The 17,832-nt window shown below is 38.8% G+C and carries 19 protein-coding genes; 18 read left to right on the forward strand and 1 reads right to left on the reverse strand.

The genetic code is table 11. The features are described 5' to 3' along the window. Window positions 1–2: 2 nt before the first annotated feature. The 7 genes from rlmN to spoVM are packed head-to-tail and all read left to right on the forward strand — an operon-like array spanning window position 3 to window position 6,188. Window positions 3–1,091, forward strand: coding sequence for a dual-specificity RNA methyltransferase RlmN (gene rlmN / locus G8O30_RS04650; RefSeq protein ID WP_239673823.1), 1,089 nt, complete (start codon window positions 3–5; stop codon window positions 1,089–1,091). A gap of 7 nt (window positions 1,092–1,098) precedes the next feature. Continuing rightward, the gene (locus tag G8O30_RS04655; protein ID WP_239673824.1) at window positions 1,099–1,866 is read left to right on the forward strand and encodes a Stp1/IreP family PP2C-type Ser/Thr phosphatase; all 768 of its coding nucleotides are present in this window, start codon (window positions 1,099–1,101) and stop codon (window positions 1,864–1,866) included. Continuing rightward, entirely contained in the window at window positions 1,853–3,817 is a 1,965-nt protein-coding gene (gene pknB, locus G8O30_RS04660) for a Stk1 family PASTA domain-containing Ser/Thr kinase (RefSeq protein WP_239673825.1), read from the forward strand. The genes G8O30_RS04655 and pknB overlap by 14 nt, the downstream gene beginning before the upstream one ends. A 15-nt stretch (window positions 3,818–3,832) precedes the next feature. Next, window positions 3,833–4,714 (forward strand): ribosome small subunit-dependent GTPase A, encoded by an 882-nt coding sequence (gene rsgA / locus G8O30_RS04665; RefSeq protein ID WP_239673826.1) that lies wholly within the window; start codon window positions 3,833–3,835, stop codon window positions 4,712–4,714. A 5-nt stretch (window positions 4,715–4,719) separates the two neighbouring features. After that, on the forward strand, window positions 4,720–5,388 hold the full coding sequence (gene rpe / locus G8O30_RS04670) for a ribulose-phosphate 3-epimerase (protein WP_239673827.1): 669 nt from the start codon (window positions 4,720–4,722) through the stop codon (window positions 5,386–5,388). A gap of 3 nt (window positions 5,389–5,391) precedes the next feature. Further along, window positions 5,392–6,045: a thiamine diphosphokinase gene (locus G8O30_RS04675; RefSeq protein ID WP_239673828.1), complete on the forward strand. Its 654-nt coding sequence runs from the start codon at window positions 5,392–5,394 to the stop codon at window positions 6,043–6,045. 59 nt (window positions 6,046–6,104) lie between these two features. Next, window positions 6,105–6,188: a stage V sporulation protein SpoVM gene (spoVM, locus tag G8O30_RS04680; RefSeq protein ID WP_239674489.1), complete on the forward strand. Its 84-nt coding sequence runs from the start codon at window positions 6,105–6,107 to the stop codon at window positions 6,186–6,188. A 354-nt stretch (window positions 6,189–6,542) separates the two neighbouring features. Here the strand turns inward: spoVM and rpmB are convergent, their stop codons facing one another. Further along, window positions 6,543–6,731, reverse strand: coding sequence for a 50S ribosomal protein L28 (rpmB, locus tag G8O30_RS04685; protein ID WP_239673829.1), 189 nt, complete (start codon window positions 6,729–6,731; stop codon window positions 6,543–6,545). A gap of 283 nt (window positions 6,732–7,014) precedes the next feature. On the opposite strand from rpmB, the gene G8O30_RS04690 reads away from it, so the two are divergent. From G8O30_RS04690 to rnc, 11 genes are all read left to right on the forward strand, one after another. Then, window positions 7,015–7,377: an Asp23/Gls24 family envelope stress response protein gene (locus tag G8O30_RS04690; protein ID WP_239673830.1), complete on the forward strand. Its 363-nt coding sequence runs from the start codon at window positions 7,015–7,017 to the stop codon at window positions 7,375–7,377. Between the two features lie 16 nt (window positions 7,378–7,393). Beyond that, window positions 7,394–9,073: a DAK2 domain-containing protein gene (locus tag G8O30_RS04695; RefSeq protein WP_239673831.1), complete on the forward strand. Its 1,680-nt coding sequence runs from the start codon at window positions 7,394–7,396 to the stop codon at window positions 9,071–9,073. A gap of 90 nt (window positions 9,074–9,163) precedes the next feature. Beyond that, complete coding sequence (sdaAB, locus tag G8O30_RS04700; protein WP_239673832.1) at window positions 9,164–9,826, forward strand: L-serine ammonia-lyase, iron-sulfur-dependent subunit beta; 663 nt, start codon at window positions 9,164–9,166, stop codon at window positions 9,824–9,826. A 45-nt stretch (window positions 9,827–9,871) separates the two neighbouring features. Further along, window positions 9,872–10,750, forward strand: a complete 879-nt coding sequence (gene sdaAA, locus G8O30_RS04705; RefSeq protein WP_239673833.1) for an L-serine ammonia-lyase, iron-sulfur-dependent, subunit alpha — start codon at window positions 9,872–9,874, stop codon at window positions 10,748–10,750. A gap of 92 nt (window positions 10,751–10,842) precedes the next feature. Then, complete coding sequence (recG, locus tag G8O30_RS04710; RefSeq protein WP_239673834.1) at window positions 10,843–12,876, forward strand: ATP-dependent DNA helicase RecG; 2,034 nt, start codon at window positions 10,843–10,845, stop codon at window positions 12,874–12,876. A 79-nt stretch (window positions 12,877–12,955) separates the two neighbouring features. Beyond that, on the forward strand, window positions 12,956–13,519 hold the full coding sequence (gene fapR, locus G8O30_RS04715; protein ID WP_239674490.1) for a transcription factor FapR: 564 nt from the start codon (window positions 12,956–12,958) through the stop codon (window positions 13,517–13,519). Window positions 13,520–13,533: 14 nt separating this feature from the next. Next, on the forward strand, window positions 13,534–14,517 hold the full coding sequence (gene plsX, locus G8O30_RS04720; protein ID WP_239673835.1) for a phosphate acyltransferase PlsX: 984 nt from the start codon (window positions 13,534–13,536) through the stop codon (window positions 14,515–14,517). 15 nt (window positions 14,518–14,532) lie between these two features. Beyond that, window positions 14,533–15,477: an ACP S-malonyltransferase gene (fabD, locus tag G8O30_RS04725; RefSeq protein WP_239673836.1), complete on the forward strand. Its 945-nt coding sequence runs from the start codon at window positions 14,533–14,535 to the stop codon at window positions 15,475–15,477. Next, complete coding sequence (fabG, locus tag G8O30_RS04730; protein WP_239673837.1) at window positions 15,474–16,217, forward strand: 3-oxoacyl-[acyl-carrier-protein] reductase; 744 nt, start codon at window positions 15,474–15,476, stop codon at window positions 16,215–16,217. The genes fabD and fabG overlap by 4 nt, the downstream gene beginning before the upstream one ends. A 431-nt stretch (window positions 16,218–16,648) precedes the next feature. Beyond that, window positions 16,649–16,882 (forward strand): acyl carrier protein, encoded by a 234-nt coding sequence (gene acpP / locus G8O30_RS04735; protein ID WP_239673838.1) that lies wholly within the window; start codon window positions 16,649–16,651, stop codon window positions 16,880–16,882. Between the two features lie 200 nt (window positions 16,883–17,082). Continuing rightward, complete coding sequence (gene rnc, locus G8O30_RS04740; RefSeq protein ID WP_275576524.1) at window positions 17,083–17,829, forward strand: ribonuclease III; 747 nt, start codon at window positions 17,083–17,085, stop codon at window positions 17,827–17,829. Window positions 17,830–17,832 lie beyond the last annotated feature (3 nt).

Below are 17,832 nucleotides of genomic sequence, written 5' to 3' on the forward strand. Positions count from 1 at the left end.
AAATGGAAACTACAAAACAAAAAATTGCAAAAACAGAAGAGGTTAAAAAACCTTCTATTTACTCATTAGAGTTACATGAACTAAAAGATTGGTTAAAAGAGCAAGGAGAGAAGCCTTTCCGTGCAGGTCAAATTTTTGATTGGTTATACAAAAAAAGAGTAACTACTTTTGAAGATATGTCCAACCTTAGTCAATCTCTTCGTCAAAAGTTAGAAGAAAAATTTGCTTTAACTACTTTAAACACTCTAATTCAACAAACATCTTCAGACGGAACAATTAAATTCTTATTTGAGCTACACGATGGATATTCCATCGAGACAGTTTTAATGCGCCATGAATATGGGAATTCTGTTTGTGTGACAACACAAGTTGGTTGTCGAATTGGTTGTACGTTCTGTGCATCTACACTTGGTGGATTAAAACGACATTTAGAAGCAGGAGAAATCGTTGCTCAAGTCGTAAAAGTACAACAGGCACTAGATGAAACTAATGAGCGCGTAAGTTCCGTTGTAATCATGGGAATTGGAGAGCCGTTTGATAACTACGATGAAATGATGTCATTCCTAAAAATTATTAACCATGATGACGCACTGAATATCGGAGCTCGTCATATCACTGTTTCCACTAGTGGTATCATTCCAAAGATTTATAAATTTGCAGACGAAGAACTACAGATTAATTTCGCGGTATCGCTTCATGCTCCAAACAATGAAATCCGCTCTCGTTTAATGCCAATCAATAAGGCATATAAGCTTCCTGAATTAATGGAAGCCATCCGATACTATGTGGATAAAACAGGTCGTAGAGTGAGTTTTGAATACGGGTTATTCGGAGGAGTAAACGATCAGGTAGAACATGCAGAAGAATTAGCTTCACTTATTAAAGGGTTGAAGTGCCATGTTAACTTAATACCAGTTAACTACGTACCGGAAAGAGATTATGTCCGTACACCAAGAAATGATATCTTTGCTTTTGAGAATACATTAAAGGAACGTGGAGTGAATGTAACCATTCGTCGTGAACAAGGTAGTGATATTGATGCTGCTTGTGGACAGCTTCGCGCGAAGGAGAAACCAGAAGAGACGAGGTGACCTTAGGTTGAAATATATCTTTCGAACTGACAGGGGAAAAGTAAGACAGTATAACGAAGATAATGGTGGGGTTTTTCATAATCAAGCAGGTCAAGTGTTAGCAATAGTTGCTGATGGAATGGGAGGTCATCGAGCTGGCGATGTAGCTAGCCAGATGACCTTGCAGTTCCTTCAAGAATCTTGGGAGAAGACTTCCGAAATTCACAATCCTGATGAAGCAAAAAGATGGATGGAAGAACATACAAGGAAAGTAAACGTGCAAGTGTATCAACACTCTTTGCAGAACCAAGAATGTGAGGGGATGGGCACTACACTAGTTTTCGCACTATGTACAGACTCATTTGCTACCATTGCAAATATCGGTGATAGTCGTTGCTATATATTAAATGAATCAGGTTTTAAACAGTTAACAGAGGACCATTCATTAGTGAATGAGCTAGTACGCGCTGGAGAGATTACCCCAGAAGCAGCAGAATATCATCCGCGAAAAAATGTTTTAATAAAGGCATTAGGAACAGAGGGAACTGTTTTGCCAGATATTAAAACCATTACCTTTGAAGATGGTGATAGTCTTCTTTTGTGTTCTGACGGTCTTTCTAATAAAGTGACACTACACGAATTAGAAAGTTTATTATCATCTTCCAATGATTTAACTAATGTAGCAGGCGAACTAATTCAACTAGCTAATGATCATGGCGGTGAAGATAACATCACCTTATGTATCGTCCAACAAATGCAGGAGCTAGAGGAGTTGGATGAAAATGATAATAGGTAAGCGTATCAGTGGACGCTATCGTATAGAGAAAATGATCGGCGGCGGCGGAATGGCTAACGTCTATTTAGCACACGATATGATCTTAGACCGAGATGTTGCAGTGAAGATTCTTCGTTTTGATTCTTCTAACGAAGAAGAGTTTATAAAAAGATTCCAAAGAGAAGCACAAGCAGCAACAAGCTTGGCTCATTCAAATATTGTCTCTATTTATGATGTAGGAGAAGATGATGAAATTTACTACATTGTAATGGAATATGTAAAAGGGTATACATTAAAAGAATACATACAACAAAATCACCCACTTTCCTTAACAATAGCTGTCCATATTATGCAACAAATTGTGTCAGCGATTGATCATGCCCATGAACATAACATTATACATCGAGATATAAAACCTCAAAACATTTTAATAGACGAACACGGAACTGCTAAAATAACTGATTTTGGTATTGCCACCGCTTTAAGTGCGACCACCATAACGCAAACAAACTCTGTATTAGGAAGTGTCCATTACTTGTCACCTGAACAGGCAAGAGGTGGTATGGCAACAAAAAAATCAGATATTTACTCTTTAGGGATTGTGTTCTTTGAGCTAATTACAGGACGTCTTCCGTTTTCTGGTGAGTCCGCGGTATCAATTGCCTTAAAACATTTGCAATCGGAAACACCATCTGTTCGTAGATGGAATGCAAACATTCCTCAAAGTATTGAAAATATTATCTTTAAAGCTACGGCGAAAGATCCTTTTGTTCGTTATGAAACAGCGGGAAAAATGGAAGAAGATTTAGAAACTGCTTTAGATCCTTCTAGGTTAGATGAATCGCCTTTTATCGTACCTTTGGATGATGATGCGACAAAAGCAATCCCTGTTATTACCAAGGAAGCTGCAAATAATCACTTGGATGAAACGATGGTTCATACGAAAAATGAAAAGACCATTCCTCATCCTGTTTCTAGTAAACTAGAAGAAGAACGTCCGAAAGTAAAAACGAAAAAGAAAAAGTGGATTGTGCCTACTTTATTGCTATTCTTATTATTGGTTGGACTTGGTATCGCTTTTGCTATGATTACTGCTCCAAAAGAAATAGAAGTGCCAATAACAGAGGATATGGAATTAAATGATGCGCTAGATGAATTAACTGCATTGGGGTTTGAAATTGGTGAAGTTATAGAACAAAATAGCGATGAAATTGAAGATGGGAAAGTTATAAAAACCGACCCTAAGGCTGGGACTATGTTGCTTGAAGGGGAAGAAATAGACGTATTTGTAAGTTCTGGTAAAGAAGCGATTGAAATGAAAGATTATGTTGGTAATCGTGTGGAGCAAGTTAACCGAATACTAGAGAGTGCCGGATTTGAAGTAGAAGTAGAGGAAGAATTCTCTGATGATCCAATTGGTACGATCGTATCACAGACACCTGAATCTGGTGACATGGTAATTCCAGAGGATACTATTGTCACTCTTATTGTTAGTAAAGGGGAAGCACCTGTAGAGGTGAAAAATTTAACTGGATTTAATGACCAAGCACTACGGGATTATGCAGAGTCATCTGGATTAACGATTGACTTATCCAATGAGGAATATTCAGATGAAGTGCAAGCGGGCACGGTTATTTCACAGGATCCAAAACCTGGAACTGCAGTGGAAAAAGGCTCTGTGATATCAGTTGTACTGTCTAAAGGTCCAAAGGAAGTCCCGCCAAAAGAAGTGCAAAAAGAGGTATTTATTCCTTATGAACCAGAAGAAGATGGTAAGCCTCAAGAAGTCATTATATACATTCAAGATATGAATAGAAATATGGTTACTCCGAGTGATTCTTTCTATATCACTCAAGGAGAAACACGAATATTAACGTTTACGGTAAGAGAAGGCGAAACCGCTGGATATAGAATCTTCCGTGATGGACAAGTCATAGAAGAAGATGTGATAGAGTTCCCTAAATCCAATTAACATAAGGAGGCATTTATGCCAAAAGGCCAAATTATGAAGGCGTTAAGTGGTTTTTACTATGTAAAGATGGAAGACAGATTAATTCAATGTAGAGGTAGAGGTGTTTTTCGTAATAAAAACATCTCTCCTCTTGTTGGAGATTATGTACATTATGAGTTCGAAAGAGATCAAGAAGGTACAATCATGGAAGTCTTTGATCGAAAGAATGAATTAGTAAGACCACCAATCGCCAATGTAGATCAAGCAATACTAGTTTTTTCGTGTGTAGAGCCGGAATTTAATCCCGGTTTATTAGATCGTTTTTTAGTATTAATTGAGTATCATGACATTGAACCAATTATTTGTCTAACAAAAATTGATCTAGTTCCAAAAGCCAAATTGCCTGAATTAGAATCTTTTATCGAGGATTATAGGAAAATTGGCTATCAGGTAGTCATTACATCATCTGAAACAGCAGAAGGGCTAGAAAATTTACTTCCACTTTTAAAAGATAAACTATCCGTATTCGCTGGACAGTCGGGAGTTGGAAAGTCTTCATTATTGAATGCCTTACGACCAGACCTAGAGTTGAAGACAGCTGGGATCTCAACTCATTTAGGGCGAGGAAAGCATACTACACGTCATGTAGAATTGATGGATGTAAATGGTGGAGCAGTTGCAGACACACCTGGTTTCAGTTCATTAGAATTGATGGAAATGGAAGTGAATGATGTCACTTTTTGTATGCCTGAATTTCAAAGAGCAAGTGAAAAGTGCAAATTTAGAGGTTGTCTACATATAAATGAACCGAAATGTGCAGTAAAAACAGGTGTAGAAGAAGGAACCATACCTGCTTACCGTTACGACCACTATTTGCAATTCATCCAAGAAATCCAAGATAGAAAGCCGAGGTATTAAATGCGATGAAAATGGCACCTTCCATCTTAGCGGCAAACTTTGCTAACTTAGGACACGATGTGAAAATTGTCAGTGATGCAGGAGCAGATTACTTACATATTGATATAATGGACGGACATTTTGTTCCAAACATTTCTTTTGGTCCTTCCATTGTAAAAAGTATTCGTTCTTACACAGACATTCCCTTCGATGTGCATTTAATGATTCAAAACCCAGATCAATATATTGAAGATTTTGTCAAAGCAGGAGCCGACATCATAACGGTGCATGTGGAAGCATGCCCACATTTACATAGAACGTTACAACTTATACGCTCTTTTGGTGTTAAAGCGGGGGTGGTGATAAATCCTGCAACATCTGCTTCTATATTAGAGCCAGTTCTTCATGAAGTGGATATGATCCTATGTATGACGGTTAATCCAGGCTTCGGTGGGCAAGCTTTTATTCCTTCTGTTCTACCCAAAATTGAATGGTTAGCAGAACAACGAGAAAAGAATAATTATTTATATGAAATTGAAGTAGATGGTGGAGTTAATGAAGAAACCATTATTGATTGTGCTAATGCAGGAGCGGATGTATTTGTAGCAGGATCGGCAATTTTCGCAAAAGATGACCCTGCTGAAGCATTGCAAAATTTAAAATCAGTAGCTATGAAGCACGTAAGAAGAGGGTAAACGATGAAAAAGATTATTCACTTATTAGCAGGGGGACCAAAACATTTGGTCCCCCCTCTTCAAGATTGGGATGCACAAGAAATAATATGGGTGGGTGTGGACAGAGGAGTAAAACGTCTCTTAGATCAAGGCATAAAACCTACAATGGCAATTGGTGATTTTGATTCAGTAGATCAGGTAGAATGGGAGTTTATTGAGGATAACTTACAGAAGTATGCTAAATTTAATCCAGAAAAAGATGAAACGGATATGGAGTTAGCGTTAAACTGGGCACTAGAGCAGAAACCTGACGTTATTCGTATTTTTGGTGCAACAGGTGGAAGACTTGATCATTTTTTTTCAGCGGCATACATGTTAGCAAAAGATGACGTGCTTCTTCATCCAACTAGTATTGAAATAATTGATCGTTCCAATATAATTACTGTTTTATCTCCTGGTACGTACAATTTGGAGAAAAATAGTTTTCCTTATGTTTCGTTTCTTCCAATCAACGGAGAAATTTTTGGTCTAACCTTAACCGGAGTGAAATATCCTTTAACGAATCATCCTATCGTACGTGGTTCTACTCTCTGCATTAGTAATGAACTTGTCAACGACTTTGGTTCTGTATCGTTTGATGAAGGCATATTAATGATGATAAGAAGCAAAGATGAGTAAACAGTACTTGGTTGATCATCTAAGAATACTCACGGGAAATCATAAGGAGGGACCGTTTCATGAAATTTTATACGATCAAATTACCAAAGTTTTTAGGTGGCCTTGTTAAAGCAATGCTAGGAACGTTTAAGAAAGATGCTTAAATAAAACAAAAAGTGACTGCAGGGGGACGCTTTCCGCTTCGAAAAGCGAAAGGCGAGCGGTTGCGCACCTTACGCTAGACACCACTTATTCCCGCAGGAGTCGCCCCCTTCCGCTCCAATCCCTAAACATTATTTTTGGGGAAGCGTTATGTTTACAAGGTCGTGATCTTATTAAAATTATCTATAAGACACTTCTTTACGAAAAAACAGGTGGATCATCCATGGATCCACCTGTTTTTCTCTGTGTTCACTTTTTTTATAAAAGAAGGATAAATAATTATTTTGTAGAAGAAAGTAAGCATAGAAAAAAGCACCCACTAGTTAAACTAGCAGATGCTTGTTCGCGATCGTGTATTATACACGCTCTACTTTACCTGATTTAAGTGCTCTAGCAGAAACCCAAACCTTTTTTGGTTTACCATCTACAAGAATGCGCACTTTTTGTAAGTTAGCGCCCCAAGTACGCTTGTTAGCGTTCATTGCGTGGGAGCGAGTGTTACCCGAACGTGCTTTACGTCCAGTAACGGCACATACTTTAGCCATAGTATACCCTCCTCACTATCAAACAGTTATGACGATTATGTCGCATTTCATTTCTGAAACATACTACAATAATTTATCACAACTTTGAAACTGATGCAATATAAAAGACGAAACCTTTCAAGAAAATTTCCTTGACATGCAATCGAAATACTGGAATGATAGGGATGGTAACTCGCTTTTAAAATGTTCAAGCGTGTAGTAAAATAAGAAAAGCATCCTATTTGCGTAAGTTTGCCATTAGTTGTGAAGAACCAGCTAATGAAAAGAAAAGGGGGACCAACGAATGTCCATTGAACTAAAAACGAAATTCGGACAGATTGATATCTCAAATGAAGTAATTGCGATGGTTGCTGGTGGTGCGGCAGTTGACTGCTACGGTATCGTTGGAATGGCTTCTAAAAATCAAATTAAAGATGGCCTCACGGATATCCTTCGTAAAGAAAACTTTACAAGAGGAGTTATTGTTCGCCAAGAAGGTGATGAAGTACATATTGATATGTATATCATCGTAGGATATGGAACAAAGATCTCGGAGATTGCACACAATGTTCAATCGGTCGTCAAATATACGTTAAATAAAACAATCGGGTTATCAGTTGATTCAGTGAATATATTTGTACAAGGCGTTCGCGTGACGAACCCGTAAGTGAGGAGGAGCATTTGTGTCTATTACATCTTTAGATGGAATGCGTTTTGGAGAAATGGTACTGCAAGGCGCTAACAATCTTTCGGCGAAAGCTGATATGGTGGATGCGTTAAACGTATTCCCAGTTCCAGATGGAGACACAGGGACAAACATGAACCTGTCCATGACATCTGGAGCAAAAGAAGTGAAACAACACATGCAACCGCATGTAGGGAAGGTAGCGCAAGCGTTAGCGAAAGGGCTTTTAATGGGAGCTCGTGGTAACTCTGGTGTTATTTTATCTCAATTATTCCGTGGATTCGGTAAATCAATCGAGAACAAGGAAACGATCAACTCTGTGGAGTTTGCCCAAGCATTAGAAGCAGGTGTAGAGACAGCTTATAAAGCAGTAATGAAGCCTGTTGAAGGTACAATCTTAACTGTAGCAAGAGAAACAGCGAAACAAGCTGTGGAAATTGCGAAAACAGAAAAGGATATTGTAGTCTTCTTTGAGAAAGTAGTGGATGAGTCAAAGAAATCTTTAAACCGTACTCCAGACTTACTACCTGTTCTAAAAGAAGTTGGGGTAGTAGATAGTGGTGGCCAGGGACTTGTGTGTGTGTATGAAGGCTTCTTAGCAGAGTTAAAAGGGGAAGAGCTTCCAGATGCAATTTCTAACGCTCCTAGCATGGACGAGTTAGTAAAAGCGGAGCACCACAAAAGTATTCAAGGGTTTATGGATACAGAAGATATCGAATTTGGCTATTGCACAGAGTTCATGGTGAAATTTGAGAAAGAAAAATTAGAGCAACATCCTTACGATGAAGTTGCTTTCCGTAATGAACTAAGTCAATGGGGTGACTCTTTGTTAGTTGTTTCTGATGACGAAATTGTAAAGGTTCATATTCATGCAGAAGAGCCAGGTACTGCAATGAACCTAGGGCAACGTTACGGTAGCTTTATTGCGATAAAAGTAGAAAATATGCGACAACAGCACTCTTCTCTACTAGAGTTGGATGAGCAAAAAGCGGCTACTCCAGTGAAAAAAGAAGAAAAGAAAAAGGATTATGCAATTGTTACGGTTTCAATGGGGGAAGGTATCGCTGATTTATTTAGAAGCATCGGTGCAAGCCATGTCATTGAAGGCGGACAAACCATGAATCCAAGTACAGAAGATATCGTCAAAGCGATCGAAGAAGTACATGCTGAGAAAGTATTTATTCTACCGAATAACAAAAATATCATTATGGCTGCTGAGCAAGCAGCATCTGTTGCTGAAGTAGAAGCTGTAGTAGTACCTACTAAGACAGTTCCTCAAGGTATGGCAGCGATGTTGGCATTTAATCCAATGAGTTCTCTAGAACAAAATAAAGATCAAATGACAGAATCTCTTGCTCATGTGAAAACAGGTCAAGTAACACATGCTGTTCGTGATACAACGATTGATGGGTTAACTATTACTTCTGGAGACTTCATGGGTATTTCAGAAGGGAAAATCGTGAAGACGAATACAGATTTACTAGCTGTTTCTCAAGAGTTACTTTCCACTATGTTGGATGATGAATCTGAAATTTTAACAATTTTAAAAGGCGAAGATGCTGATGCAGAGGTTGTAGATGCACTTGTATCTTATGTAGAAGATGCCTTTGAGGATGTCGAAGTAGAAGTACATGATGGAAAACAGCCATTATATCCATTTATTTTCTCCGTGGAGTAAAGAATAGTTAAAACAGAGGGTGTAATAACCCTCTGTTTTTTTATATAATAAAATTATATGCTTTGAAGTGATAAGGAAGAGGGGACTTACATGAAGTATAAAAGTGTTTTTGATATTATTGGTCCTGTAATGATTGGTCCTTCTAGTTCTCATACTGCAGGGGCAGCTAGAATTGGAAGAGTAGCTCGAAGCCTTTTTGCAAAACAACCAAAATGGGCTAAAATACATCTTTATGGTTCGTTTGCTCAGACCTATCGCGGTCATGGGACGGATGTAGCTATAGTAGGTGGCCTTTTAGATTATGATACAGACGATCAAAGAATTGTTAATGCTCTCTCAATCGCGAAGGCTTCGAATTTAGAAGTAGAGTTCATTGTAGAAGATGGTTTGTCTGAACACCCAAATACAGCTAGAATTGTGCTAGGAGATGACACAAATTATTTAGAGTTAGTGGGTATTTCTATCGGTGGTGGTAAAATCGAAGTAACAGAACTAAATGGCTTTCCTTTACGACTATCTGGCAATCACCCAGCAATTGTGGTTCTACATGAAGACCGATTTGGAGCAATAGCGAAAGTAGCGACTGTTTTAGCGAACCATGAAATAAACATTGGTCACATGGAAGTTTCTCGTAAAGAGATTGGAAAATTTGCATTAATGACGATTGAAGTTGACCAAAGCCTTTCTAAGGATGTATTAGAAGAAATTCGATTATTACCAAATATTTCTCAAGTAACACAGGTAGTAGATTAACAGTACGTGTAAGATTGACAACGCTTACATTTAAGGAGTGAGAAAATGTTCTTTCGTAATGTAAAAGAACTTATTGATAAAACAACTACTGAAGGCATATCCATATCTGAAGTAATGATCCGACAAGAGATGGCATATACAGGGAAATCTCGTGAAGATATTATGGCGGAAATGGACCGTAATTTGACCGTTATGGAGCAAGCAGTAGAAAGAGGGATAAAAGGAGTACATTCACCAACTGGATTAACTGGTGGGGATGCTGTACTTCTTCAAAAGTATATAGAAAAAGGAAATTTCCTTACTGGAGAAACAATTCTAGATGCTGTTAGTAAAGCAGTAGCAACTAATGAAGTAAATGCTGCGATGGGAACAATTTGTGCAACACCTACTGCAGGATCTGCTGGCGTTGTGCCCGGAACACTATTTGCAGTAAAAGCAAAACTTAACCCTACTAGAGAAGAAATGATTCGTTTCCTATTTACTTCTGGTGCATTTGGATTTGTTGTGGCAAATAATGCTTCCATCTCTGGTGCTGCAGGAGGCTGTCAGGCCGAAGTAGGTTCAGCATCTGGAATGGCCGCAGCTGCTATTGTCGAGATGGCGGGTGGTACTCCTCAACAATCTGCAGAAGCAATGGCAATTACATTAAAAAATATGCTTGGCTTAGTATGTGACCCTGTTGCAGGTTTAGTAGAAGTACCGTGTGTTAAAAGAAATGCAATGGGAGCTGCCAATGCAATGGTAGCTGCTGACATGGCTTTAGCGGGTATTACAAGTAGAATACCATGTGATGAAGTAATCGATGCCATGTTTAAAATTGGTCAACAAATGCCAACTGCTTTAAAAGAAACGGCATTAGGGGGATTAGCAGCTACCCCTACTGGAAAAGCCCTTGAAGAAAAGATATTCGGAGCTAAATCATAATTGTTTTAACACACGTACTTACGATAATAGTAAGAACGTGTGTTTTTTTGTTACAATAGAACAAGTGTTATAACCTGAAAGTAGGTGTTAATATGAACGAACTTAAAGAAATAAAAGGAATAGGATCTGAAACTCTCCTACACTTGAAAGACTTAGGCATACATACACTTCATGACCTTCTGCATTATTTTCCATTTCGATACGATGATCAGCGGTTAGTAGATGTAGCAGAAGCGAGTCACGAAGAGAGAATAACTATTGAAGGAAAAGTTCACTCAGAACCTGGGGTTATGTTTTATCAAAAAGGCAAATCAAAAGCGACTGTTAGAATTCAAACTGGAAGGCACCTGATTGCTGCTGTTTTCTTTAATCAACCATACCTAAAAAAGGCCTTTTCAATAGGAGATATTGTTACCTTAACAGGTAAGTGGGATGCTCACAGGCAAGTTCTTACGGTTCAAAGCCACCAGAAAGGTCCTCATAAAGGGCAGACTGATTATGCCCCCGTATATCATTTGAAAGTAGGTATTACAAACCTGGTGTTTAGAAAGTGGATGAAGCAAGCATTTCAGCTTCTAAATAACACTCTACCGGAAACCTTACCTACCTCTATTCGGGAGCAATATAAATTGCCAAATAAATTTGATGCTTTACATACCATGCATTTTCCTGAAAACGAAGGTGCAATAAAACAAGCTAGAAGATACTTTGTTTATGAAGAGTTACTCTTGTTTCAATTAAAAATGCAAGCTTTAAAGAAGAAAGAAAGTGAACAAAAACAAGGAAACAAAATGACGGTAGATCAAAAGAAAATTGATGCATACAAAAAGTCATTACCGTTTCCTTTAACAGCTGCTCAAACAAGAGTAGTTGACGAAATAATACATGATTTGACTTCAAATGGTAGGATGAACAGACTGTTACAAGGTGACGTTGGTTCTGGAAAAACGGTTGTTGCGAGTATTGCTTTATTAGCTGCGCACACTGCAGGTTATCAAGGCGCACTAATGGTTCCAACTGAGATTCTAGCAGAACAGCACGCTAGTTCGTTGGCGGATCTTTTGCAGCCAACAGGAATTACAGTAGCACTTTTAACGAGTTCTGTTAAAGGAAAAGCTAGAAGGCTTCTTTTAGAAAGTCTTGCGGAAGGAGAAATAGACATTTTAATCGGCACACATGCTCTTATCCAAGAGGATGTCGTTTTTTCCAACTTAGGATTGGTTATTACAGATGAACAACATCGCTTTGGTGTAAATCAACGAAAGATTCTTCGTGAAAAAGGGCTTAACCCAGATGTTCTATTTATGACAGCTACCCCAATTCCGCGAACATTGGCAATCACTGTCTTTGGGGAAATGGATGTATCCATTATTGATGAACTTCCAGCAGGACGTAAGCCTATTGAAACCTATTGGGTGAAGTCGAATTATCTAGAAAGGGTAGTAGGCTTCATTGAAAAAGAAGTGAAGAAAGGTAGACAAGCTTACGTTATATGCCCTTTAATCGAAGAAAGTGAAAAGCTAGATGTGCAAAATGCGATTGAGATGTTTGAGGTACTAAAAGAAAGACTGAAAGGTATCACGGAAGTTGGTCTTATGCATGGACGGTTACATCCTGAACAAAAAGATCAAGTGATGAAAGAATTTGCTGAGAATGAAACAGGTGTTCTAGTATCTACAACCGTCGTAGAAGTAGGAGTAAATGTGCCGAATGCTACTTTAATGGTGATACAAGATGCAGATCGCTTTGGTCTTTCCCAACTACATCAGTTAAGAGGCCGAGTTGGCAGGGGAGATCAGCAGTCTTACTGTATTTTAATGGCAGACCCTAAAACGGAAGTAGGGAAAGAAAGAATGTCCATTATGTGTGAAACAAATGATGGATTTGTTTTAAGTGAACGTGACCTAGAGTTAAGAGGAGCAGGGGATTTCTTTGGGAAAAAACAAAGTGGTTTACCAGAGTTTAAGGTTGCTGATTTAGTACATGATTATCGTGCTTTAGAAGTTGCACGTTCAGACGCTGAAAAATTAATATCATCATCTGTATTCTGGGATAATCCAGAATACATTTACTTACGACAATCCTTAGAATCGTCTGGTGCCACGGAAGGTAATCAACTGGATTAAAGATAATTTCTATTGCAATCTATTTAATAGTTTTATATACTACTATTAGTACCTAGTCATAAGATGGGCGGTGAGTATGATGAAGCCTACAAAAAAAGAGAGGCAAGCCAAACTACAAGACACAATTGAATCTAACCCTTTTGTAACAGACGAAGAACTTGCAGAACAGTTTCAAGTTAGCGTCCAGACAATTCGATTAGATCGAATGGAGCTATCCATTCCCGAATTACGTGAGCGGATAAAGCATGTAGCAGAAAAGAAAATGGTTGATGAGGTTAAATCCTTAGCAATTGAAGACGTTATTGGAGAAATCATAGATATACAATTGGACAAGTCAGCTATTTCAATTTTTGATGTAAAAGAAGAACATGTCTTCACCCGTAATCATATTGCGAGAGGTCATCATATATTTGCACAAGCTAATTCCCTAGCAGTAGCAGTAGTGGATGAGGAAATGGCACTAACAGCAAAAGCAACCATTCATTTCACGAGATCAGTGAAATTAGGAGAAAGAGTGGTTGCGAAAGCGAAAGTGTTCCCAACTGAAAAAAAAGATAGAATGCGTATACAGGTAGAGAGCTTTGTAGGAACAGAATTAGTTTTTAAAGGCGATTTTGATATGTTCCGTGCAACCGCTCGTTAAGAGGAGGAAGAAACATGAGACTAGCGATAGATGCGATGGGCGGAGATCATGCACCAAAAGAGATCGTATTAGGAGTAAAGAAGGCACTAGAAGAATGGTCTGACTTACACGTGTTGCTGTTTGGAGATGAAACACAAATTAGGCCGCTTTTAGAGGAATCAGATAGAGTGAAAATTGTTCACACGACAGAATACATTTCTAGTGAGGATGAACCAGTAAGAGCGGTTCGTCGCAAAAAAGATTCTTCTATGGTGAAAATGGCACAGGCTGTGACGAGCGGTGAAGCGGATGCTTGTGTATCTGCAGGTAATACAGGTGCACTAATGGCTGCTGGACTATTTGTAGTAGGAAGACTTGAAGGTGTGGATCGACCGGCACTTGCGCCAACTCTACCGACACTAGATGGAAAAGGGTTTCTAATGCTTGATCTAGGTGCAAATGTAGATGCTAAGCCAGAGCACTTACTTCAATATGCTTATATGGGCTCTATCTATGCAGAGCAAGTTAGAGGAATTCAACAACCTAGAGTTGGGCTATTAAACATTGGTACAGAAGAGAAGAAGGGAAATGAGCTTACAAAAGATACACATAAACTACTATCTTCTAGTTCTCTAAACTTTATTGGAAACGTAGAGTCTCGTGATCTGCTAAACGGTGTGGCTGATGTGGTAGTTACAGACGGATTTACGGGTAATATGGTTTTGAAAACAATTGAAGGAACAGCTCTTTCCATTTTCTCTATGTTAAAAGAAACATTAATGAGTTCTATGAAGACGAAATTAGCAGCTGGTTTTATTAAATCGGACTTAAAATCATTAAAAGATAAATTAGACTACACAGAATACGGTGGAGCTGGTTTATTCGGTTTAAAAGCTCCGGTCATAAAAGCGCATGGGTCTTCCAATGCGAATGCGTTTTATAATGCTATCAGACAAGCTCGAACAATGGTCTCTCAAAATGTATGTACAAGAATGGAAGAAAGTATGAAAGACTCATAATAGGAGGGTTATCGTATGACTATTGCATTTTTATTTCCAGGTCAAGGTTCACAAACTGTTGGAATGGGAAAGCAACTTTATGAGGAAGACCAGGACAGTAAAGAACAGTTAGATGCCATCAATCAATCCTTACCTTTTGACTTACAAAAAGTGATGTGGGAAGGGCCCAAGGATTTGTTAACGGAAACAGCTCACGCTCAACCTGCGTTGGTTGCTGTAAGCACAACCTTGGTAAATGTGTTAACTAGAAATGGTATTACTCCAAGTTATCTTGTTGGTCATAGTCTAGGAGAGTATAGTGCACTTGTAGCAGCTGGTGCGTTTACAGCAGAAGAAGCTGTTCAAATAGTACATAAGCGAGGCTTACTAATGGAACAAGCTGTACCTAATGGGAAAGGTGCTATGGCAGCAATCCTTGGGTTAGACGCAGAGAAATTAGAGAATGTTTGCAAGAACGCTTCGACAGAGGAGTATTCCGTACAGGTAGCGAATTACAACTGTCCAGGTCAGATTGTTATCTCAGGGGATAAAACAGCAGTAGATGCAGCTTGTATTGGTGCAAAAGAAGCTGGAGCTAAAAGAGCATTGCCTCTTCCGGTGAGTGGACCATTCCACTCATCTCTTATGAGGCCAGCAGCAGCAGAATTTGAGAAAGAACTAGACCAACTTCAAATAAGTCCTGCTAACATTCCTGTGATTTCTAATGTAACTGCTGAAGAAATGATTGAACCGCTAGAAATTAATAATAAGCTCATTCAACAGCTTTATTCTCCAGTTCGATTTGAAGAAAGTATCAAATTCCTACTAGAAAAAGGTGTCGATACCTTTGTTGAAGTAGGACCGGGTAATGTTTTAAGTGGACTTGTCAAAAAGATTTCCAAAGATGTGAAAATATTTTCTGTATCCGACTTATCATCCGCTCAATCCGTAATCGATGCACAAAGGGAGGCAGTTCAATGAAATTAGTAGGGAAAACAGCAGTAGTGACTGGTGCTTCTAGAGGTATTGGACGTGCTATAGCTTTAGAGTTATCCGCTCAAGGTGCTAATATTGTCGTGAATTATGCAGGTAGTGAAGCAAAAGCGATGGAAGTAGCGGAAGAAGTTCGTGCGCTAGGAACGAAGGCAATTGTTGTTCAAGCCAATGTTTCCAACGCAACAGAAGTTCAAGATATGATGAAGCGAGCAGTAGAAGAGTTTGGTTCTATTGATATCCTCGTTAACAACGCTGGAGTAACGCGTGATAACTTATTAATGCGTATGAAAGAAGAAGAGTGGGACGAAGTTATAAACATTAATTTAAAAGGTGTTTTCCTTTGTACGAAAGCAGTTACACGAACGATGATGAAACAGCGTTCTGGTAGTATAATAAACGTTGCTTCCATTGTAGGAGTAAGTGGTAACGCAGGCCAAGCGAACTATGTTGCTGCTAAGTCTGGTGTAATTGGACTAACGAAAACAACTGCAAAAGAATTAGCACCTCGCGGGATAACTGTGAATGCAATTGCCCCAGGATTTATCTCTACTGATATGACAGATAAATTAACACCTGAAGTAAAAGAAGCAATGTTGGCGCAAATTCCTCTAGCGAGATTTGGCGAACCAAAAGATATTGCTTCTGTAGTTAGTTTCTTAGCTTCAGAGGATGCTAAATACATGACAGGTCAAACGTTGCATGTTGATGGCGGAATGGTTATGTAATTTGAATAAGTTAGAATTGTACCTGAATTTAAAATAATGATATGTTATAAATAAGAGTTAAAATGAACAGATTTGAAGTGCAGGAGCGGAATGGTGTCTAGCTCCAGGTGCGCAGATGCTAGGCAAAGTCGGCTGGCCCTGTGAAGGTTGAAGAACTACCTCCTCGGTCCATCCAACTTTTCTGCCGCGGCTGAACGCGTGCCTTGCGCTTTTGTTACGTGATCGGTAACAACTCAGTGTTGACGACGTGATGTCGTCCGTTCTTAACTGAGTATCCTTACCAAATGGTGTCTAGCTCCAGGTGCGCAACCGCTCGGAAAAGTCCGAAAGCCCTCCGTTGGCTGAAGAGCTGCCTACTCGGTCTTCCGAACTTTTCTGCCGCGGCTGAACGCGCGCCTTGCGCTTTTCTTACTTGAAAGGAGGTGTTTTAAATGGCAGAGGTATTAGAGCGTGTTACGAAAATCATCGTTGATCGCCTAGGTGTAGAAGAGACTCAAGTTACTCTTGAAGCTTCTTTCAAAGAAGATCTAGGAGCAGATTCTCTTGATGTAGTTGAACTAGTAATGGAGCTTGAAGATGAGTTCGATATGGAGATTTCTGATGACGATGCAGAGAAGATCTCCACAGTTGGTGATGCTGTGAATTACATACAAGCACAACAATAATCGTTTTTAGACTCGAGCGATTAAACCTTGATGGTACTATCCATCAAGGTTCTTTTGATTGTTACTATAAACATTGGATGAAAAATAGTGACCTGAAAAGGAAAAATCTAATGATTTAGCTTTTCTACTTAATCGTTTTGCTTTATGATAAGATGGTTAATGAACTAGAAAGAATTAGGGGTATTGAAGGTGGAGATCTGATGAGAAAGACGATGAAAGATCGAGAAAATAGAAGATTAAAAAAACAACAGATGGATGAAAAGTTCGAGCAATTTCAAAAGGAAATTGGTATTACTTTTTCCAAAACACATTTATTAAAGCAAGCTTTTACTCATTCATCGTATGTGAATGAGCATCGCAAAAAACCTCACGAAGATAACGAACGTCTAGAGTTTTTGGGAGATGCAGTATTAGAATTAACCATTTCACACTACCTATATGATCACTTTCCAATGATGAGCGAAGGAGAATTAACCAAACTTAGAGCTGCTATTGTTTGTGAACCATCTTTAGTTGGTTTTGCGACAGAGTGGAAATTTGGTGACTTAATTTTATTAGGTAAAGGTGAAGAAATGACAGGAGGAAGAACACGTCCGGCTTTATTAGCTGACGTATTCGAAGCTTTTATTGGTGCTTTGTATCTTGATCAAGGAATCGATCAAGTTGTTCCTTTCTTAGAAAAAACTATTTTCCCAAAAATAATTGCTGGTGCTTTTTCTCATGTGATGGATTTCAAGAGCCAACTTCAAGAGACGGTTCAGAAAAATGGCAATGGTTCTCTAGAATACCGAATTCTAGAAGAAAAAGGTCCTGCCCATAATCGAGAATTTATTTCTATGGTAACGATTAATGGAGAAGAGTTAGGTGTTGGATCAGGTCGCTCAAAAAAAGAAGCGGAACAACATGCTGCACAAATGGCCTTAGGTAAGTTAAAAGATATAACATGAAAC

The sequence above is a fragment of the Mangrovibacillus cuniculi genome, assembly GCF_015482585.1.
GTDB lineage: Bacteria > Bacillota > Bacilli > Bacillales > R1DC41 > Mangrovibacillus > Mangrovibacillus cuniculi.